We start from the raw sequence: 19,485 nt of genomic DNA on the forward strand, positions 1-19,485 counted from the left end.
CGCCCGTGCGGTCCGTCCCGAGTGCTACCCGCCGAACCTCGCAGATACCCGCCTGCGTGGCAGTTTCACCAGCAGCTGCGATGTATCAGCCCATGCAGACCTGGGAAATGCGAGCCCACGAGGTGACCGGCCGTCAGCTGTGCTGCGGGATCCCGCCCGGCGGGCCCGCCCCTGCCGGGGAGACTCGGACGGTCCTCGTCCCCGCCTCGCCGACGGTCCTGTCCGGCCGCTGCTCGACGCCGCCGGCGAAACGTCAAGTACGCACGCTGGCCGGCGTCGGCCGCCGGGTAGCGGGCACGCGCGCCCCGCCCCTACCGACCGAGACGGGGAGCGGTCCTCGGTCGGCGGCGCGCGGACCGGTTCAGGCCCGGTCGGTGGTGACTTCGACGCTCCGGGTGAGGGCGAGGACGGCCGTGTCGTCGTCGCGGGGGCCGCCGGTGAAGCGGTGGACATCGGCGGTGAGGGTGTCGATGAGGTCCTGGGGCCGGGCGAACGGGCCCCGGCCTCGCAGCCGGGTGAGGGGATCGTAGAAGCTGCCCGCCGGGTCGCGGGCCTCGGTGATGCCGTCGGTGACCAGCAGGAGGCTGTCGCCGGCGGCGAAGGGCCAGCTGTCCGGGGCGGCACGGGGCAAGCCGGGAAGGCCCACGCCCAGGGGTAGGCCGGGGTCCGTGGCCGCCAGCGCCTCGACGCGGGTGCCGGTGCACAGGTAGGCGGGCGGGTGGCCGCAACTGAGCAGGTGGATCCGGTCGGCGGTGGGGGTGAACTCGCCGAGCAGAGCCGTGACGAAGCCCTCCAACCGGTATTCCGCCCCCGCCTCCGTGGCCAGGGCGCGCGCCAGGGAGTGGTCGAGGCGGTCGGCGAGTTCGGTGAGGTTGTCGGCCTGCTCGGCCGCTTCGCGGAAGGCGCCGAGCAGCACGGCGACGGCGGAGACCGCGCCGAGCCCCTTGCCGCGGACATCGGCGATGAGGACGCGGGGGCCGTTCGGCCCCTGCTCGACCGCGTAGGCATCGCCGCCGATCAGCGCCTCGTGCTGGGCGGCCTGGTAGCGGGCGGCCACGGCCAGCGGGCCGATGCGCGCGGGAGGTGCGGGCAGGACGGCGTGTTGGGCGGCCTCCGCAACGGAGCGGACGACGGCCAGGCGGCGGCCGTGGCGTGCGACGACGCGGTTGACGGCCACTCCGATGGCGACGGCGAAGAGGGTGTTGGCGACTTCCAGGCCGCCGGCGCCGCTCGCCGCGAACCCCGAATCGACGGTGACGATGACGATGCCCACGAGGATGGCGGCACCGATGGCCAGAGTGGCGGGCAGGGAGAACAGGGCACCGCTGATGACCACTGCCGCGGCGAGCATCGGGTCGCCCCAGTAGTTGGCCGGGTCGAGGGCGTCCCAGACGAGTCCCGCGACGACCAGGACGCTTGGCGCGACCCGCACGTACCAGGGCCAGTACGGGGTTCTGGTGACCATGGCTGCCCCAGGTGCCGGGCGGTATGCGGACAGTTGCCACTGTAGGTGTGCCAAGGCATGCCCGGTCATTGATCTTGCGGCGTGTTCCGGATCCCGGGGAGGTAGCCGCACCTCGGCGGTGGACCGGACGGGTCCGTGGCGTCCCCGCGCCGGTACGGCGGCGCTGACTCCGCGTCGGCCGACAGGTGTCGCCCGGTGCGCCGGAGGGCAGGATCGGGCGTGCCGCGCGGAACCGGCGCGGGCGCCGAGGGGGATGGTCATGGCGGCAACGGGGGCGACGTGGGCGCGTGCGGTCCGGGTTCTGCTGGTCGGACTCGTCCTGGCAGCGGTCTGCGCAGGCTGCGGCTGGGTCATCTACACAGACAACTTCAAGGGGGTCAAGGAATGGGACGTCGACGCACAGGGGCCCGTCATCGTCTCCGTCGACGGGCGGTACCTCACCCTCACGGGCGTGCCTGATCCGGCCTGGGATCCGGGCGAGTGCGCCGGCAACCTCACCGTCACGGTGGTGGCCGTGGAACACGCCACCACCGTGGCCATCCACTTCCACCTGCGCACCGCTCCGGCGGACATGGGACTGCCGCGGGGCAGTTGTGCGGCGTTCGCCGGGGTCAGGGGGGACATCGCCCACCCGCTCGGCTCGCGGACACTGACGGACAGTCACGGGCAGCCGCTCAAGACCGTGTTGGTGGCGAGCCTGCCGAGACCCCACGACCCGGGCCTGACCGAGGGCTACACCGGAGTGTGCACCCCCGCGGAGCAGCCGATCGTGCAAGGCACCTGCCTCGGCTCGCTGACTGTCGTCCGCAACTACCTCGACGCCTCGCAGCAGGAATGGACGCTGTACCAGTCCCTCGACCCGACGGCACCTGACCCCTCCACCGTGGCGGACCCGACGGCGCAGCACACGGTGCTGAACGGAGTCCCTGCCGTCTGCGGTCAGACGGCAGAGGGCGGTGCGGTCGTCGGCTGGACCGAGGCCGGGACGGCGCAGCAACTGGTGTTCGCCCCGCAAAGCCGCGCCACCACCACGCCCGACCAGGCCTGTACCCGTGCCATCGCCGAGGCGCGGACCGTGCGGTGAACCGCCGGTGGGCGGTGACGGTGGCGGTGGGCACGGCAGCGGCGTGCGCGCTCGCCGGCCTGGTCGGCTACCGGGCGGCCCTGGGCGCCGCGCTGCCCGGGCTGGCCCGTACCCCGGTCGACACCGTGCTGCTGTCCGCGGACGGCCGGGGGCTCAGTGTCGCGCGGAGCGGGGAGTGCCTGGGCACGGGAGCGCTGCGGGCCCGGGAGACACCGTCCGCCGTCGTGCTCGACTTCCGGACCGATCCGCCGAGCCGCGACTGCTTCGGCGGGGCCCAGCAGACGGTCTGGTCGGTCCGGCTCGGGCGACCGCTGGGCGACCGCGCGCTGCGCGACGCGAACAGCGCCAACAGCGGGGCCGGCGACGCGGTGCCGTACTTCCGCGCCGCCGACCTCCCGGTCGCCGGCTCGCTCCCGCCCGGCTTCCACCACGCGTACGACGCCCCCGGCTACCTCGGGGCCACCGCAGCAGGGCAGTGGAGCCCGGCCGCCTCGGAGCTCTTCCTCGCCGGGACGGCGCGCCTGTGGCTGGTGGTGGAGTACGGCCGCCACTGGCCCGGCGACTGGCCCGCCAACGCCACCACCCTCCTCCCGGTCCAGGGCCGGCTGGCCAGGGTCGGCCCGGACGGCATCGCCTGGCAGCAGCCGGACCCCGCATCCGGCCCCGTGCGCAGCTACGCGCTGCTGGCCGACCCACCCCTCCCGGCCGGGCAACTGGCCGCCATGGCCGACCAGTTGCGTCCGCTTCCGGGCTGAATGGGCGGTCGGTGTGCCTCAGCCGCGCAGGCTCGACAGCCAGGCCTCGACGTCGTCCGCGGTGCGCGGCAGCGCGGCCGAGAGGTTCTCGTTGCCGTCGGCGGTGACCAGGATGTCGTCCTCGATCCGCACGCCGATGCCGCGGTACTCCTCGGGCACGGTCAGGTCGTCGGCCTGGAAGTAGATGCCGGGCTCGACGGTGAGGACCATGCCGGCCTCCAGGGTGCCCTCCACGTACAGGTCGGTGCGGGCCCGGGCGCAGTCGTGCACGTCCAGGCCGAGCATGTGACCGGTGCCGGCCAGCGTCCAGCGTCGCTGCAGGCCGAGCGCGAAGGCCTCGTCCACCGAGCGGCCGGGGATCAGGCCCCAGGAGACCAGGTGCTCGGTGAGGGTCCGCTGGGCGGCGTCGTGGAAGTCCCGGTACGCCGCACCGGGCTTGACGGCGGCGATGCCCGCCTCCTGCGCGGCCAGGACCGCCTCGTAGACCTTGCGCTGGAGCGGGGTGAAGCGGCCGCTGACCGGCACGGTGCGGGTGACGTCGGCGGTGTAGAGGTTGTTGGTCTCCACACCGGCGTCGAGCAGCAGCAGGTCGCCGGGGCGGGCCTGGCCGTCGTTGCGGACCCAGTGCATGGTGGTGGCGTGCGGGCCGGCGGCGGCGATCGTGCCGTAGCCGACGTCGTTGCCCTCGATCCGCGCCCGCATGAAGAACGTGCCCTCGATGCGGCGCTCCGGGGTCGGCTCGTCGGTGCCGAGGATGCGCATGACGTCCTCGAAGCCGCGGGCGGTGGCCGCGCAGGCGAAGCGCAGGTCGCCGATCTCGAACTCGTCCTTGACCAGGCGCATGCCGGAGAGGAAGGTGCGGAACTCCTCGTCCGGCTCGGCGCTCACCCGGCCGGCCAGTGCGGCCTCGACGCCGGCGTCGTACCCGCGCAGCAGGCGGACCGGTCCGGTGGCCTCGGCGAGCCGGGCAGCCAGGGCGCGGACGTCGTGGCAGGGCAGGCCGAGGAGCCGCTCGTTCTCGGTGAGGCTGTTGCGCCGGCCGTCCCAGATCTCGCCGTGGTGGTCCGTCCAGAACTCGCCGTTCTGGCGGTCCGAGCGGGGCAGCAGGTGGGCGACCGCCCGGTGGCCGTCCGCGGTGGGCTCCAGGACCAGCACGGCGTCCTGGGACTGATCGCCCGTCAGGTAGACGTAGTCGGAGGAGGGGCGGAACGGGTAGTCCGTGTCGTTGGCGCGGACCTTCGGGTTGCCGGACGGGATCACCAGCAGCTCGCCCGGGAAGCGGGCGGACAGCTCGGCCCGGCGGCGCGCGGTGTGCGCGGCCTGCGGGAGGGGGGTCAGGTCGTGCTGCTCGGTGTCGGCCCAGCCCTGCGTCATGTTCTCGGCGAGCTCGTCGCTCACACCCCCGAGCAGTCCGTTCTTCCGGGCGTTGCGCTCGCTCGCGGGCGCCTCGGGCTCGGGGCGCTGGGCGGTCGGCTGGGTCACAGGTGTCTCCTGAGGTTGTCCTGAGGTTGCTTCGGGCGTGCCCGGATCATCCCGCAGTCCGCCGGGCACCGGGGAGGGGTGCGTACCGCCTTCCTGGGGGCGGTAGGGCTTCGTGACGGACTGTCGGCTGTCCCACAGCGAATTCCGACAATGGCTGCGGGATCAATGGGGGTGGCCACGAACCCGTATACCTGTTTCTTGGCCGGTCTCTCGCCAGGCTCTCGCCGGGCTCAGGCCAGGTTCACGCCAGCGGACGGGCCGCGGCCGTCGGTTCGGCTCGTGCCTCGCGCGGGGTCAGCGGGCCGTGGCCGTCGGCGCACTGGACGACGACCTCCAGCGGGGCCCCGCAGCCGCGGTGGTGGACCTCCAGGGGCGGGCCGTCCGGGTCGGCCGTCCAGCGGTCGCCCCACTGCTTGAGCGCGATGACGGCCGGCCAGAGGTCCCAGCCCTTCTCGGTGAGCCGGTACTCGTGGCGGGTGCGGCTGCCGGGCTCGCGGTAGGGGACGGCGGCCAGGATCCCGGCGGCGACGAGCTTGCGCAGGCGGTCGGAGAGGACGGCCTCGGACAGGCCGACGTGCCGGCGGAAGTCGTCGAAGCGGCGCACGCCGTTCATCGCGTCGCGCAGCACGAGGAGGGCCCAGCGTTCGCCGATCAGGTCGACGGCCCGCTGGACGGTGCAGTTCTCGGTGCTCGTCTCCAGCCACGTCGTCATGGGGCCCATCCTAGGCTGGCTTCGGGATTGACAGCCAGCAGTGGAGGTGGCTAGCTTCGAATTATGAAGTCAGCTAGAGGGGAGCAGGGCATGACCAGGACGCGGACACGGACACGGACCCGGACGTACGGCTGGCAGGACCCCGCCATCACGGCCTCCGCCGTCGGGGACGAGAGCGGGCTGGAGTTCCTGCGCGGGTTCCTCACCGGTGAGCTGCCGCCGCCCCCGCTCGCCGCGACGCTCGGATTCGCGCTGGAGGAGGTCGAGTTCGGGCGCGCGGTGTTCGTCCTGGAGCCGGGGGAGGAGCACTACAACCCGATCGGCAGCGTGCACGGCGGCGTCTACGCCTCGCTGCTGGACTCGGCGGCCGGCTGCGCGGTCCACTCCGTGCTCCCCGCCGGGACGGGGTACACCTCGCTCGACCTGAACGTGAAGTTCCTGCGCCCGATCACCGTCGACACCGGGAAGGTCCGCGCGGTCGGCACCGTCCTCACCAAGGGGCGGCGCACGGCCCTCGCCCAGGCCGAACTGCTGGACTCCGAGGACCGCCTGCTCGCCCACGCCACCAGCAGCTGCATGCTCCTGCCGCTACCGCCCCGCTGACGCCATCCGTGTACCCGGCCGTGGACCGTGGTCCGGTTGATGGACCTCGACCCACCTGTTCCGAGGGCTCCCGTATGATCCGGAACAGTTACTGACAGCTCCCGTCCTAGGAGGACCCTCATGGCTCAGGTCACACTCAAGGGAAGCCCGGTTCAGGTCAAGGGCGACCTGCCCCAGGCGGGCGCTCAGGCCCCCGCGTTCAGCCTCGTCGGCGAGGGCTTGGCGGACAAGTCCCTGGTGGACTTCGCCGGGACGCGCAAGATCCTCAACATCTTCCCGAGCGTCGACACCCCCACCTGCGCGGCCTCCGTCCGCGCGTTCAACGCCACGGCCGGCGACCTCGCCAACACCGTGGTGCTGTGCATCTCGGCCGACCTGCCCTTCGCGCAGGGCCGGTTCTGCGGCGCCGAGGGGCTGGAGAACGTGAAGACGCTCTCGACCCTGCGCGGTCGCGAGTTCCTGGAGAACTACGGCGTGGCGATCGCCGACGGCCCGCTGGCCGGCCTGGCCGCCCGCGCCGTCGTGGTGCTCGACGAGAACGACAAGGTCATCCACTCGCAGCTGGTCGGCGAGATCGCCGATGAGCCCGACTACGAGGCCGCGCTGGCGAGCCTGAAGTAACACACGGCCGCCACGGGCGACCGGTCGTCACGGGTCCGCGAGCGAGCGCGACTTCGAGCGCTCGTGAGCCGGCCCCGGGTCAGCGGCCGGTCGGCCCCGTGGCGGTGTGCCGCAGCCGGCGGGCGTCGAACGTCCGCTGCCGGGCCCGGCTACTTCGACTTGAGCTTCTTCGACAGCAGCTTCACGGCGGCCTTGCGCACGTCCTCCGTCGGGTTCGCGTTGTCGGGCTGCATCACGTCGCGGCTGACGCCGAGCGCGTCACTGATCGTCAGGGCGAACTCGCGGACGTCGGGGTCCGAAGACCGGGCGTAGTCGAAGAGCTGACCCGACTTCACCTCGCGCTCGCTCTCGATCTTCTTCCAGACCGCCACGGTGTCCCAGAGGTGCCGGGGCCCGGACTTGTCGTCGGCCGCCGTGGCCTTCCAGCGCTTGCCGAGGGTCCGCTTCGAGGCGTACCCGGCGACGACGGCACCGACGACGCCGCCTGCCACACCGACCGCGATGCCGGCGGTGGCCGCCGCCGCGCCGACCGTCACGGCGACGCCCACCGCGCCGCCCGCGATGCCGACCGACGAGCTGAGCACATCGGCCGCCCGGTAGGCGATCCGGCGCTGGGTCTTCATCTCGGCGTACTGCCGGATCACTTCGAGGGTGGCCAGACCCGTCACCCGAGTATTCGCCTCGATCTCCTGCAGGGTGGCGGCAATGGCCTGCGCGACCTCGCTCATCCGAGCCCGGACGGATTTGCTCGCCTCGGCCCCGGCCTCCTCGCTGGCCCCGATGAGCCTGGTCGTGACCGCGAGGGACAGCTCCAGGTTCCGCAGCTCCTGGTAGCCCTCTTGCAGTTCCTTCAGGTGCGCCTCCAGATCGGCGCCGGCGTCGGCGATCGGGCCGGGTTCTTGACCCTCAGCCTCGTAGGTCGTGATGGCGCGCAGCGCCCGGCGCCGCTTGTCGGCTTTCCAGCCCTTGCGCATTGCCCGGGCCAGCGAGATCAGGCCGCTCGGCAGCGAGATGCCGCCGGCCACCAGGGAGAGCGTGCCCGCGGTGCCGCCCTCCGCCGCGTTGGCGATCTGCATGCCGCCCTCGGTGGCGTGGATGGCGGTGTCGGCAACGCCCAAGGCGCTGTGGCCGACGTTCGTGCCGGCCACCTTGTTGTTGTAGGCGCCCAGCGCTGACCCGGTCGCGTTGCCCTGCGCGTTGGCCTTGTGGGCGTCGTGCAGGTCCCCGCCGGCGGTCACCAGACCCTTGATCTCGCCGATGCCGCTGACTGCCGCCTCGCCGAGCTTCAGGACGCCCCCGATCGCCCCGTGGGGCGACCGCTGGATGCTGGGGGCGGCCGCCGACTGCACCGCGGTCCCGGCCCCGGCAGGGCTGTGGGCGAAGTCCTGCTCCAGGTCGGCGCGTTGGACCGGGGCCGGGGCGGACATGGCGCGGGTGGCGTTGGCCTCGGCGGCGCGCTCGAAGCGGTCGGCGGGGTCGGACACGCTGAGGCCGGAGCCGTTGTCGGTGCCGGCGACGGGGCCTTGGCTCTGCTGGATGACGTGGGTGAGCTCGTGCGCCAGGGTGTGCTTGTCGGCGCCGCCGGCGCCGATGACGACGTGGTTGCCGGAGGTGTAGGCGCGGGCACCGAGCTCGGCGGCCGAGGCGCGGGCCTCGGCACCGGTGTGCAGGCGCACGTCGGAGAAGTCCGCGCCCAGGCGGGCCTCCATGTCGGTGCGGGTGGCCTCGGGCAGCGGGCTGCCCGAGGAGCGGAGCACGCCGTGGACCGCGGCGGCCGGGCCGGGCCCGGCGGCGTGGGCGTCCTCGGCGGCGTGGCCGGTGTGCGCGTGGCCGGGTTCCTGCTCCTGGTCGCGGGCCAGCAGCTGGAGCACTGCGGCGTTGCCCGCCGAGCGTTGGAGCGCCAGCACGTCCGCCGGGGTCAGCGGGCGCCCGCCCGGTCGGACCGCCGCGCCACCGGCGGGTTTCCGGTTCGCGGCGGACCCGCGGCCCTTGCCCGCCGCGTCCGACGCCACCGTCCGGTCCTGCGCTCGCATGCCAGCTCCTTGAGATCCTCAGGTGGTAGCCCCACGGGCACAGTGCCATCCGGGTGTGATCTCGGCAACGGTCCGCGAGGGCAGACTTGGGCTGCCCGCACGGACAGTGGGCTCAGCAAGGCCACCCACGATCGTCTAAGCCTTGACCACCTTCTCGCGCCGGTAGGCCGCTTCGAGGTCATCGATCGCCTGGTCCAGCAGGCTCGCGGCAGGTGTCACCAGGTCCGACCAGGTGCCGGTCCGCTGCTGCTGGGCGGCCCGCAGCGCCGTGAAGTCCGGCGCCCGGCCGGCCCGCACCTCCTCGGCCACCGCGTGCGTCGCGGCGGCCAGCGCCTGCGCGAACTCCGTGGCGCCGGGGGCCGGCTCGGCCGTCGCCGGCGGCAGTTGGGCCTCCAACAGCACCCCGGCCCGGGCGAGCAGGCCGACCGCCGCCCGGGCCTTCTCCAGCCGACGGGGCGTCAGCGTCTCGCAGCAGTGCCAGCCGGGTTCCACCTCGGCCCGGGTGATCCCCTCCAGCAGTTCGGCGCGGGCCGTGCGGGCGTCCAGCAGTGCCTCGCGCACCGCGCGGCGATCGCCGGTGCGCGGTGCGCCGTGGACCGTCAGCACGGCAGAGCAGTAGCGGCCGGTCGCCTCGATCCAGTCGCCGAGCCGGTCGTTCAGCCGGGTCGAGGCCCAGCTCGGGAAGAGCGCGAAGGTGGCCAGCGCGATCGCGCCGCCGATCAGGGTCAGCTCGACCCGCTGCAGGGCCAGCGGCAGCGGATCTCCCGGCTGCAGGCCGAGCAGGAAGACCACGTAGGCGCTGACGAAGGCGGTCATCATCGCGTAGCCGGTCTTCAGCGTCAGGTACGCCCCGCCGAGGCAGAACACCGCCAGGCCGACGGCGAACCAGCGGTTCGGGTGCAGCAGCTCGACCAGCACGGTGGCCACCACCACCCCGACCGAGGTGCCGGCCAGCCGGGCCACACCCCGGCTGAAGGTCTGCCCGAAGTCCGGCCGGATCACCATCGCCGCGGTCAGCGGCGCCCAGTACCCGCGCGAGAAGCCGAGCAGCCCGGTGATCAGGTGCGCCACCGTCACCACCGTGGCCAGCCGCACCGCGTGGCGCAGCACCGGCGAGTCGTGGCGCAGCTGGCGGCGCACGTTGTGCAGCGCCCGGGGAACGGCGTGGAACAGGGCCGGGCGCGGCAGCCCGCTGCTCGTCGTGATTGCCGCGCCTGGTGCGCTCGGCGCGTCGGCGGTGCTGTGGTGCGCCGAGCGCTCCAGGGTGTCGGCGGCCCGGCCGAGCAGCGTGGTCAGCTGCCGGGCGCAGCGGGCGGCCGGCCCGGGCAGCGGCTCGGCCGCCGTGCGGCGCGGTGCGGGCAGCAGGGTGGCCGCCGAGCCGGGCAGCTCCAGCGGGTCGCCGGTGCGCACCGCCAGCGCCAGCGCGTCCAGCGTCTCGGCGGCGGCGGCCAGCAGCGCGCGCACCCGCTCCCGGGCCGGACCCTGCTCGGGCACGCCCGCCCGCGGGTCGGCCAGTGCGGTCAGCGCCGGGCGCATCGACTCGGCCAGGGTGCGCAGCCCGTGCAGCTCCGGTGGGCGGTGCCGTTCCTGCCAGGGCGTCAGCTCGGAGGCGTGCCGGGCCTGGATCAGCGCCTCGGGGTCGATCGGCGCGGTGGGGTCCTCGCGCAGTGTGCGGGCGTACTTGGCGAGCGAGGCGTAGGCGTCGGCCAGCGCGTCGCGTTGCGCCTGCCAGTCCTCGATCGGCCAGAGCGCGATCAGCAGTGCCTGCACCACCCCGCCGAGCGTGCAGAGCAGCCCGTGTTCGAGCGCGGTGGGCACGCTCACCGGGAGCTGGACCACCACCAGCATCACCGAGATGGTGGTCGCCGCCACCACCCCGCCGGTCTGCCCGATCGACCAGGCCAGCCCGGCCAGCAGCGCCCAGCAGGCCAGGACCACCGGGAACAGGCCGGGCACCCCGACCGAGACGTAGCCGGTGAAGGTGCTGACGCCCAGTCCGAGCGCGGAGGCGATGGCCAGTGAGGGGCGCGGGCGGAAGCTGCGCTGGAAGGTGGCGACCCCGGCGATGAACGCGCCGAGCGCGGCCGAGGCGGCCGGGCGCGGGCCGCCCAGCGCCAGGGTGGGGAAGGCCACCAGGGCCACGGCCAGCGCACCGCGCACGGCTCGGCGGGGGCTGGAGTACGCGCGGTTCAAGTGCAGCCCGGTTCGGGTGGTGCTGCGCAGGGAGTCGATCCAGGGCATGGCGGAGAGTTTATGCGGAAGGTGATCCTCCGTTGCAGGGTCCCCAGCTCCCCAGTTCCCCGGCTCCCCGGCGCAAACTCGGGTGCGGCCGCCGCCCGCTGTCCCTAGGCTGCTGCGGTCGCGGCGGACGCAACGCCGTATCGACCGTCAGCGGATCGGAGATGCACGGGGTATGACCAGTCAACTGTTCGCCGTCTGCTTCAACGCGACCCGGCCGTCGGACCTGGCGACGTTCTGGTCCGGGGTCCTGGGATGGAAGGCGGCCGAGGGTCCGGACGGCGACGTCGCGATCCTGCCTCCTGACATTGCCGACCCCGCCGGGTTCCGGATCCGCTTCCTGCCGAGCCAGGAGCCGAGGACCGGCCGGAACCGGGTGCACTTCGACCTGACGAGCACCTCCCCGGAGGATCAGCAGCGGACGGTGGCCAGGGCGCTGGACCTCGGCGGGCACCACCTCGACGTGGGCCAACTCCCCGAAGAGGGACACGTGGTGCTCGCCGATCCGGACGGCAACGAGTTCTGCGTGATCGCGCCGGGCAACAAGTTCCTCGCCGACACCGGCGTCATCGGAGCGCTGTCCTGCGACGGTACGCGGGAGGTGGGCTACTTCTGGAGCGCCGCGCTGCGCTGGCCGCTCGTCTGGGACCAGGACGAGGAGACCGCGATCCAGTCGCCGACCGGCGGCACGAAGATCACCTGGGGCGGCCCTCCGGTGGCGCCGAAGACGGGCCCGAACAGGCTCTACTTCGACCTGCGCCTGCCGGACGGCGCCGACTGGGAGGCGGAGCTCGACCGCCTGATCTCGCTCGGCGCGACGCGCGCCGACACCGGCGAAGGAGCGGGCGAGGGCGGCCGCGCGCTGCTGCTCGACCCCGACGGCAACGAGTTCTCCGTGCAGCGGCTCAGGTAGCGGGGGAGTCGGCCTCGGCCTCGCTGCTGCGGATCAGCTCCTGCACGTGCTCGGCCCGCGGGCTCCCGATCTCCGTCAGCACGGCGTGGGCGGCTTGCCAGGACGCGCGGGCCTCGTCGAGGCGGCCCAGGGCCTTGAGGGCGTTGCCGAGGCCGGCGAGCCCCCGCCCGTGCTGTTCGAGGTCGCCGATCTGCTCGGCGACCCGCAGCTGCTCGGCGTAGACGTCGTGCGCGCGATCGGCCCGGTCGAGGTGCAGGTTCAGGTCGGCGACGTTGCTGAGCAGGATGCACTCCGCGCGCCGGTCGCCGTACTCCCGGGCGCCGGTCAGCGCCAGCTGGGTGTAGTCGTACGCCGCCGGCACGTCGCCGAGCTCGTAGTACGCGACGCCGAGGTTCACCTGGCAGATCATCACGTGCCGCGGATCGCCGCCGTTGGAGCTGATGCTCTGTTCGAGGACGGTGACCGCCTCGGCGGGCCGGTTGCGGGTGTTGTGCAGCCGGCCTAGTTCGAGCAGGGCCCAGCCCGCGCCGCGCCCGTCACCTGCTTCGCGGTAGAGCCCGAGCGCCTCGGTGAACATGTCCTCCTGCTCCTCGTACCGGGACATGTTCGCGAGCGCGGTGCCGGCGCCGAGCAGGTTCCAGGCGAGCACCGTCCCGTCGCCACGGGCGCGGGCGGCTTCCGCCGCTACGGCGTGCGCGTCCACGCTGTTGATCCGGTGGAACCTGAGGTTCCGGAAGTGCGCGAGGATGACCGGGAGTTGCCAGGTGGGCTCGTAGAGCTGTGCGGCCGCTGCTGCGCCGTGCACCGCGATGAGGTTCGCGTGCTCCGCGTCGAGCCAGGCCAGGGCCGCGGCGTAGGAGTCGAATCCCAGCGCCGTGGTGTCACCGCCCTCAGTGAGTTCCGGCAACACCGGGGCGTTCATCGTCTTCGCGGCACGGTACGCGGAACGCAGGAACCACTGGACGAGGCGTTCCAGGGCCGCCGGGCCTTCGCCGCTCTCCGGCGTGTCCGCCGCCGTTTCGAGGGCGTAGGCCCGCAGCAGGTCGTGGAGCTCGTAGCGGCCGGGCGTGCTCTGGCGGACCAGGTGCTCGTCCAGGAGCTGTTCGAGGGCCTCCTCGGCCGCCGGGACGGGGATCTGCGCGAGGGCGGCCACCATGGCCGGCGTGAAGTCGGGCCCCGGGTGCTGGCCGATCAGCCGGAACACGCGCCGCAGCGGTTCGGTGAGGTCGCGGTAGGAGAGGTCGAACACGGGGCGGATCGCGCGGCCGCCGGCCCGCAGCGTCTCCAGCCGGCTGGTCCGCATCCGGTCCGCGAGCTGTGCGAGGGACCACGCGGGCCGCGAGCGGAGCCGTGCCGCGGTCAGCGCCAGGGCGAGCGGGAGCCGGTCGCAGTAGTCGATGATGCGTGCGGCGGCCTCGGGTTCGGCGGCGACGCGGTCGCGACCGGCGATCCGGCCGAGCAGGTCGAGCGCCTCGGGGTCGGTGAAGGTGTCGAGCAACTGCGGCGTGGCGCCGTCGAGACCGGCCAGGCTGCGGCGGCTGGTGATCAGGACCAGGCAGCCGGCGCCGGCGGGGATGAGGTCGCGGACCTGCTCCTCGTTGGCGGCGTTGTCCAGCAGCACCAGCGCGTTGCGGCTGCGCAGCTGGTCGCGGTACATCACCGCGCGCTCGTCCAGGCTCGCCGGAATCTGCTGCGCGGGCACACCGAGCTGCCGCAGGAACGCCTCCAGGACGGTCGACGGGTCCGCCGGCGCGAGGTCGGGGTCGAACCCGCGCAGGTTCACGTGCAACTGGGCGTCGGCGAAGTGCCCGGCGCGGACCAGCTCGTGGGCCGCGTGCACGGCGAGTTGGGTCTTCCCGACGCCGGCCATGCCCTCGATCGCGGAGATCACCACTGTCTTCGCGCCGATGCCGTTACCGTCGTCGTCGCCGTTGCCTTCGCCGGTCGCGGCGGTGATCAGCCGGGCGAGTTCCGCGCGGCGCCCCGTGAAGGTCGCGAGCTCCGCGGGCAGTTGTCCGAAGACGCCGACCGGGCCGCCGGTCTTGACCTGGACGTGCACGCGCACGCAGGCGGCGCGCCACCGGCCGACGGCGTCCTCGTCCAGGCCCAGTGCGCGGACCACGGCGACCACGAGGTCCTGGTTGAGGCGGCGCCGGCCGGGCTGGAACATGTCGGCGATCGTCGACTTCGACACCTGCTGAGTCGGCGCCAGGAACGGTCCGACCCGCTTGGCCAGCTCCCGGAACGACGGATCCCCGGCCCACACCCGGAGCCGCTCCAACAGCCCGATGTAGTCCGCCAGATCCACCGCCTTGTCCGGATCGGGCAACTCGCCGAGCCGCTCCGCAGCCATGCTCTCCTCCGCGTCCTGTCGCCCCTCGTGATCCGGCGCGGGTCAGCCTAGCGTCCGGACTTGTCCGGGAAAGTGGAGGGCGGTCCCGGACACCGGCCATCCTCGGAGCCCGGACACCGCTCCGGACCAGCGACTTCGGCTGACGCCACGACTCCCGTCAAGGGGAACCGCTCATGCACACCCACAGAACCGCCGTACCGCCCATGCCCTCCCTCGTCGGCACCCCGGGTGCACCCTCGGTGACCGGAACGATCCCACGCCACCCGGAGCGCCCCGGCCTGCTCGGCCACTGACCCACACCTCCGGGAAACCGCGGCGACGGACTCGACGGGGGTGAGCCCGGCGCCGACCAGGGGGTGTGCACGGTGCCCGGTGCCGATCGGCACCGGGCACCTCCCGTCAGCGCCCGGCCTGCGTGAAGCGGCCGCCGAGGTAGCGGAACTCCGGGTCGTCAGCAGGGAGTTCGCCGAGCTTCGCGATCAGCCCGGCGGCGAACACCTCGGCGTCGTCCAGCGGCTGGTAGCCGAGCGCCCGGGCCGAGGTGAGATCCCACCAGGCCCGGGTGTTGCCGGAGATCCCGTAGGCCACGGTGTGGCCGGCCACGGGCCCGGTGAGCGCGGCGTGCACCAGCCGGGCGCAGTCGCCCGGGCTGAGCCAGGTGGCGAGCATCCGGACGCTGCGGGGTTCGGGGGCGAAGGAGCCGATGCGCAGTGAGACCGTCTCCATGCCGTGCCGATCCGCGTACAGCGAGGCGAGGTTCTCCCCGAAGCACTTGGAGAGCCCGTAGTAGGTGTCCGGCCGCTGCGGGGTGCTGTCCGGCACCCGACCGCCGTCGGCGGGCCGTTCGGTGAACCCCACCGCGTGGTTGCTGCTGGCGTAGACGATCCGCCGCACGCCCGCCGCCCGGGCGGCCTCGTAGAGCTGGTAGGTGCCCTCGACGTTGGCGGCCATGATGTCGGCGAACGGTGCCTCTCCCGCGATCCCGGCCGCGTGGACGACGGCATCGACGCCGTCCATCGCCGCCGCCAGCGCCCCGGCCTCGCGAAGGTCGGCGACGACCGCGTCGGGCTCGCCGGGCACCGGCAGACGGTCGAAGGACCGCAGCTGGTAGCCGTAGCCGGGCAGCAACTCCCGCAAGCTGGTACCGATGCGGCCGGCGGCACCGGTGAGCAGCACCCGTCGTGGTCGGTTCGCCATCTGTGGCATCTCCATGGCTCGTCGCGGACTTCATCGAACTGACAATCGGATCCGGCGCGACCATACTTGATGAACCGACAGGGCCTGCTGGATTAATGGACGTACTCGGGCCGACCGGGTCGCGCGGAGGCGACCCGCCAGTCGGAACTACGGGCGTGCGAGCGCTGCCGAGTGGGCATCCGCCTGGTCGGCGCGCTGGTCGACGCGCTGGTTGGCACCGTGCGCGGTGTGCAGGTAGCAGTCGAGCAGCCGCTGCATCGCGCCGGCCACCGCGCCGCCCGCCTCGGCGACGGGCGCGGCCTGCGCCAGACCACGGGCGTAGGCGCGCAGCAGGTCGTGCATCCGGTAGCGGCCCGGGACCGACTGCAGGAGCAGGCTGCGGTCGAGGAGGGACTCCAGCAGGCGCTCGGCGTGCCGCATGCTCGTGCCGAACATGTCCGCGGCGGCGTGGGCGTCCAGGTCCGGCCCCGGGGCCAGCCCCACCAGCTCGAACATGCGCCGCTCGTCCCCGTACAGCACCGCGTACGAGGCGTCGAACAGGGACCGCAGGTTGCGCTCGCCGTCCTGGAGCTGGGACAGGCGGTCGGCGCTGTCGTGGATCTGGGCGAGGAGGTCTTCGATCCGCAGCGCCCGGTGGTGGCGCAGGCGAGCGCCGACGATGCGCACCGCCAGCGGCAGGCCGCCGCAGAGGGCGACCAGCTGGGAGGCGGCCGGGTGGCCGGCCGGTGTGCGGTCCGGCCCCGCGACTCTGTGCAACAGGGCGAGCGCCTCGTCCCCGGGCAGCACGTCGAGACTGAGCAGGTGGGCGTCGTCCAGTCCGGCCAGCACGGTTCGGCTGGTGATCAGGACCAGGCAGCCCGGTGTCCCGGGAAGGAGCGGGCGGACCTGGGCGGTGCCGGCGGCGTTGTCGAGGACGATGAGGGTGCGGGTGCCGGCCAGTCGGGAGCGGTAGAGCGCCGCACGCTCGGCCGTGTCCTCGGGAATCGACTCCGGCGCCACCCCGAGCGAGCGCAGCAGAAAGGCGAGGGCGGCGTCGGCCGTGACCGGTTCCAGGCCGGTGGTGCCGCCGCGCAGGTCGACGAACAACTGCCCGTCGGGGAATCGCTCGCTGACACGGTGAGCGGCACGCACGGCCAGGGCGCTCTTCCCGACGCCGGCCATCCCGTCGATCGCGGAGATCACCACCATCCCGGCGTCACTCCCGGCGGATGCCGAGGCCGACAGGGCGAGCAGCTCCTCAAGCTCCCGGGAGCGCCCGGTGAAGACCCGGGTGTCGAAGGGCAGTTGCCGCGGCACCGGATCGGCGACCGTGGCAGGCGACGCCGTGACGGCAGCGCGCGCGGGTCGCGCTGCGGGGCCCGACAGGAGCAGGGCCGGGTCCGCCCTGAGGATCCGGGCGTGCAGGGCCTGCGATGCCGCCGAGGGCTCCACCGCGAGCTCGTCCGCCAGCGTGCGGCGCAGCGCACGGTAGGCGTCCAACGCATCGGCCTGCCGCCCGTCCCGGTAGAGCGCGAGCATGAGCTGCGCCTGGAACGGCTCACGCAGCGGCTGCTCGGCGACCAGCGCGCGCAGCTCGCCCAGGACGTCCCGGTGGTGACCGAGGCTCAGGTCCGCTTCGACCCGGCCCTGAAGGGCCTGGAACCGGGCCTCGTTCAGCTGGTGCACCCGTGGGTGGTCCGCCAGGGCGGGAACGTCGTCGAACGGGCGCCCCCGCCACAGGTCCAGCGCCGCGTGGTACTGCTCGCGGGCGTCCGTCCAGTCCTCGCGCGCGGCGGCGCGCCGCGCGTCGGCGCTGTGCCCCTCGAACAGGTGCAGATCGAGCGTGCCCGCATCCACGCGCAGGCGGTAGCCCGGCGCGACGGCCTCCAGCAACGGCCCTCCGTCACCGAGGCTCTGACGCAGACGGGTGACCTGGTTGTACAGCGACGACACCACTGACGCGGGCTGCTTGCCGTCCCACAGGTACCCGGCGAGTTGATCAGTCGACACGACACTGTTCGCGTGCGCCAGCAGAACCGCCAGAAGTGTCCGCCGCCGCAGTCCGCGCACCGCCACCACGCCGCCCCCGGCCCCCCGCACGTCGATCGGGCCCAACACGCTGAAACGCACCCATACCCCCCGGCACCAGGTTCGAGACGACCACGCACGACAGCCAGATGGTAGTTCCATGACAGGCCGTGTCGACAGGATCACCGCGGCGGGCGGACGAGAACCGCCCGAGCCGCACACTTCGGCCGACACGACATCGAGGGACGACATGAATCTCACTCAGGGCCGGGCGAGGGCCGCCAAGGCGGCGGCTCTCGCGACCATCGCCTGGACGTGCGTGCTGGGGGCGCCCGGCAGCGCCTCGGCCATGGCGCCGGGCACCAACCCGCAGTCCTGGCCCGCGACCTCGTCGCAGTGGATCAACCTGGAGACCGGGAACTGTCTGAGCTCCGACGCCGGCCGCCAGGCCGAGCCAGGAGCCGCTGCCAATGTCAACACCGAGGCCTGCGGCTACGCCGGGATTCCCTACCTCCCCTCCCTCTGGCTGGACCCGTCGCTCGGCCAGACCCTCTACTACGAGATCTTGCGGAGCAGCTGGGACGGCCAGGAAAGCCTGTCGTCGACGAGTGACGACTGCCTGGACAGCAACAACGCCATATCGAATGGCAAGCAGGGCTACGTGTACGTCATCCCGTGCAACTGGAACAACTGGCAGATGTGGTCCGAGATGCCCACGACCGGCGGTCACTGGACCCTGACGAACTACCACACCGGCCTGGCCCTGGACGCCGGCCCCGGCGGCGGGAACGCCGACGGCATCTACGCCAACACCCCCAACGGCAACCCCTGGCAGACCTGGCAGTGACACACCCGGCCTGCCCGGGGAACCCCCTCCGGGCAGGCCGCCTCCCACCCCGAACACCTCGAACACCGACCAGCCCAGGACAAGGACCCATGCCGATGCGCAACGCCGTCACCAAGCTGATCCCCTTGGCCCTCGCCACAGCGGGCCTGGCCGGCGCGCTCACGGCGTGCTCCACACCCCACGCCCCCGCACCGGCCGCGCTCGCCGGCTTCCCATCGGCCCCTCAACCGGACAACCCCGTCGTCTACCGCGACGGCAACACCGAACTGCTCGCCGACGGAAGCCTCGTGCTCCCGCTCGACGGTTATGACGCCTACGCACAACCCACCGACCGGACACTGCTCACCGACGCCCTGACCACCGTCGAGTCCACCTGCATGCAAGCCCACGGCGCACACCTGCCCGCCGGCTACGCCACCATGGACATGCCCAAACCGCTACCACCCCTCACCTACTACGGCGTCACCACCACAGCCCAGGCCCGGACCACCGCATACCGACTGCCCGGCACCGACGACACACGGAACACCACCCAGGCACTCGCCACCACCGCCGACCAGAACGCCTTCTACGGCAACTCCGGCTGCGCCCAGGCCGCACACGCCTCACTCCAGCTCTCCCGGGCCGACAACGCGTTCAACACCGTCCAGGACCTGCGCTCCCAAGCCCTGCTCTCCCTGATCGCCGACCCCGCGCTGAAGACGGCCAACGCCGCCTGGAGCTCCTGCATGAAGACCGCCGGCTACGACTACGCCACCCCCACCGGTCCCGGCCACGACAAGTCCCTGCTCGGCAAAGGCCTGCCCACCCCGCCCGGAAGCTCCCTGCCGCCCGTCTCACCCGACGAGCGCACCGCCGCCCAGACCGACGTCACCTGCAAACAGAAGACCAACTACCTCCAGACCTACGCCACCCTCGCCGCCGAACACCAGAACCGACTCATCGAACAGAACACGCAGAAGCTCCAACAGGCCCTGCACGACTGGCAGACCGTCCTGACCACCGCCCGCACCCACGCCGGCGCGCCGCACGGATCCCCGACCCCCACGCCGTGAGCACCCACTGGTCGTGACCCCCGCCACCAACCTCCGGCCCGCGCCGAGAACTGGCTACCCGTCAGGAAGTGGGACACGATCGGGGGTAGGGTCGGTGGGCCGAGGCTGCGGGAGCTTTTG

Annotated in this window: 15 protein-coding genes; 7 read left to right on the top strand and 8 right to left on the bottom strand. The window is 73.1% G+C overall.

Annotated features, from left to right (window positions below; all coding sequences use genetic code 11):
- Positions 1 to 361: 361 nt before the first annotated feature.
- Complete coding sequence (locus FHX73_RS42025; RefSeq protein ID WP_145911392.1) at positions 362 to 1,465, bottom strand: PP2C family protein-serine/threonine phosphatase; 1,104 nt, start codon at positions 1,463 to 1,465, stop codon at positions 362 to 364.
- A 259-nt stretch (positions 1,466 to 1,724) separates the two neighbouring features.
- Here FHX73_RS42025 and FHX73_RS42030 point away from each other — a divergent pair, with 259 nt between their 5' ends.
- Together FHX73_RS42030 and FHX73_RS42035 are read left to right on the top strand one after the other, a co-directional pair.
- Positions 1,725 to 2,549, top strand: coding sequence for a hypothetical protein (locus tag FHX73_RS42030; RefSeq protein ID WP_145911393.1), 825 nt, complete (start codon positions 1,725 to 1,727; stop codon positions 2,547 to 2,549).
- Positions 2,546 to 3,304, top strand: coding sequence for a hypothetical protein (locus tag FHX73_RS42035; protein WP_145911394.1), 759 nt, complete (start codon positions 2,546 to 2,548; stop codon positions 3,302 to 3,304). Before FHX73_RS42030 ends, FHX73_RS42035 begins: the two co-directional genes overlap by 4 nt.
- A gap of 18 nt (positions 3,305 to 3,322) precedes the next feature.
- On the opposite strand, the gene FHX73_RS42040 is transcribed toward FHX73_RS42035, so the two are convergent.
- The gene (locus FHX73_RS42040) at positions 3,323 to 4,786 is read right to left on the bottom strand and encodes an aminopeptidase P family protein (protein WP_246214229.1); all 1,464 of its coding nucleotides are present in this window, start codon (positions 4,784 to 4,786) and stop codon (positions 3,323 to 3,325) included.
- 241 nt (positions 4,787 to 5,027) lie between these two features.
- Positions 5,028 to 5,498: a winged helix-turn-helix transcriptional regulator gene (locus tag FHX73_RS42045; RefSeq protein WP_145911395.1), complete on the bottom strand. Its 471-nt coding sequence runs from the start codon at positions 5,496 to 5,498 to the stop codon at positions 5,028 to 5,030.
- 90 nt (positions 5,499 to 5,588) lie between these two features.
- Here FHX73_RS42045 and FHX73_RS42050 point away from each other — a divergent pair, with 90 nt between their 5' ends.
- On the top strand, positions 5,589 to 6,101 hold the full coding sequence (locus tag FHX73_RS42050; RefSeq protein WP_145911396.1) for a PaaI family thioesterase: 513 nt from the start codon (positions 5,589 to 5,591) through the stop codon (positions 6,099 to 6,101).
- A 120-nt stretch (positions 6,102 to 6,221) separates the two neighbouring features.
- Positions 6,222 to 6,722, top strand: coding sequence for a thiol peroxidase (gene tpx, locus FHX73_RS42055; RefSeq protein ID WP_145911397.1), 501 nt, complete (start codon positions 6,222 to 6,224; stop codon positions 6,720 to 6,722).
- A 149-nt stretch (positions 6,723 to 6,871) separates the two neighbouring features.
- Here the strand turns inward: tpx and FHX73_RS46975 are convergent, their stop codons facing one another.
- Entirely contained in the window at positions 6,872 to 8,755 is a 1,884-nt protein-coding gene (locus FHX73_RS46975) for an eCIS core domain-containing protein (protein ID WP_246214230.1), read from the bottom strand.
- Between the two features lie 135 nt (positions 8,756 to 8,890).
- The gene (locus FHX73_RS42070; RefSeq protein ID WP_145911398.1) at positions 8,891 to 10,996 is read right to left on the bottom strand and encodes an FUSC family protein; all 2,106 of its coding nucleotides are present in this window, start codon (positions 10,994 to 10,996) and stop codon (positions 8,891 to 8,893) included.
- Positions 10,997 to 11,168: 172 nt separating this feature from the next.
- On the opposite strand from FHX73_RS42070, the gene FHX73_RS42075 reads away from it, so the two are divergent.
- Positions 11,169 to 11,906, top strand: a complete 738-nt coding sequence (locus FHX73_RS42075; RefSeq protein ID WP_145911399.1) for a VOC family protein — start codon at positions 11,169 to 11,171, stop codon at positions 11,904 to 11,906.
- Here the strand turns inward: FHX73_RS42075 and FHX73_RS42080 are convergent.
- The 3 genes from FHX73_RS42080 to FHX73_RS42090 form a co-directional block, all read right to left on the bottom strand.
- Complete coding sequence (locus FHX73_RS42080; protein WP_145911400.1) at positions 11,899 to 14,259, bottom strand: ATP-binding protein; 2,361 nt, start codon at positions 14,257 to 14,259, stop codon at positions 11,899 to 11,901. The genes FHX73_RS42075 and FHX73_RS42080 overlap by 8 nt on opposite strands.
- A 399-nt stretch (positions 14,260 to 14,658) precedes the next feature.
- Positions 14,659 to 15,456, bottom strand: a complete 798-nt coding sequence (locus FHX73_RS42085) for an NAD-dependent epimerase/dehydratase family protein (RefSeq protein ID WP_425461488.1) — start codon at positions 15,454 to 15,456, stop codon at positions 14,659 to 14,661.
- Between the two features lie 147 nt (positions 15,457 to 15,603).
- Positions 15,604 to 17,715 (bottom strand): BTAD domain-containing putative transcriptional regulator, encoded by a 2,112-nt coding sequence (locus FHX73_RS42090; RefSeq protein ID WP_145911402.1) that lies wholly within the window; start codon positions 17,713 to 17,715, stop codon positions 15,604 to 15,606.
- On the opposite strand from FHX73_RS42090, the gene FHX73_RS42095 reads away from it, so the two are divergent.
- Both FHX73_RS42095 and FHX73_RS42100 read left to right on the top strand, forming a co-directional pair.
- Positions 17,714 to 18,310, top strand: coding sequence for an RICIN domain-containing protein (locus FHX73_RS42095; protein ID WP_145911403.1), 597 nt, complete (start codon positions 17,714 to 17,716; stop codon positions 18,308 to 18,310). The genes FHX73_RS42090 and FHX73_RS42095 overlap by 2 nt on opposite strands.
- Positions 18,311 to 18,405: 95 nt before the next feature.
- The gene (locus tag FHX73_RS42100; RefSeq protein ID WP_145911404.1) at positions 18,406 to 19,365 is read left to right on the top strand and encodes a hypothetical protein; all 960 of its coding nucleotides are present in this window, start codon (positions 18,406 to 18,408) and stop codon (positions 19,363 to 19,365) included.
- The last annotated feature ends 120 nt before the right edge of the window (positions 19,366 to 19,485 follow it).

The sequence above is a fragment of the Kitasatospora viridis genome, assembly GCF_007829815.1.
In the GTDB taxonomy this organism is placed as follows: domain Bacteria; phylum Actinomycetota; class Actinomycetes; order Streptomycetales; family Streptomycetaceae; genus Kitasatospora; species Kitasatospora viridis.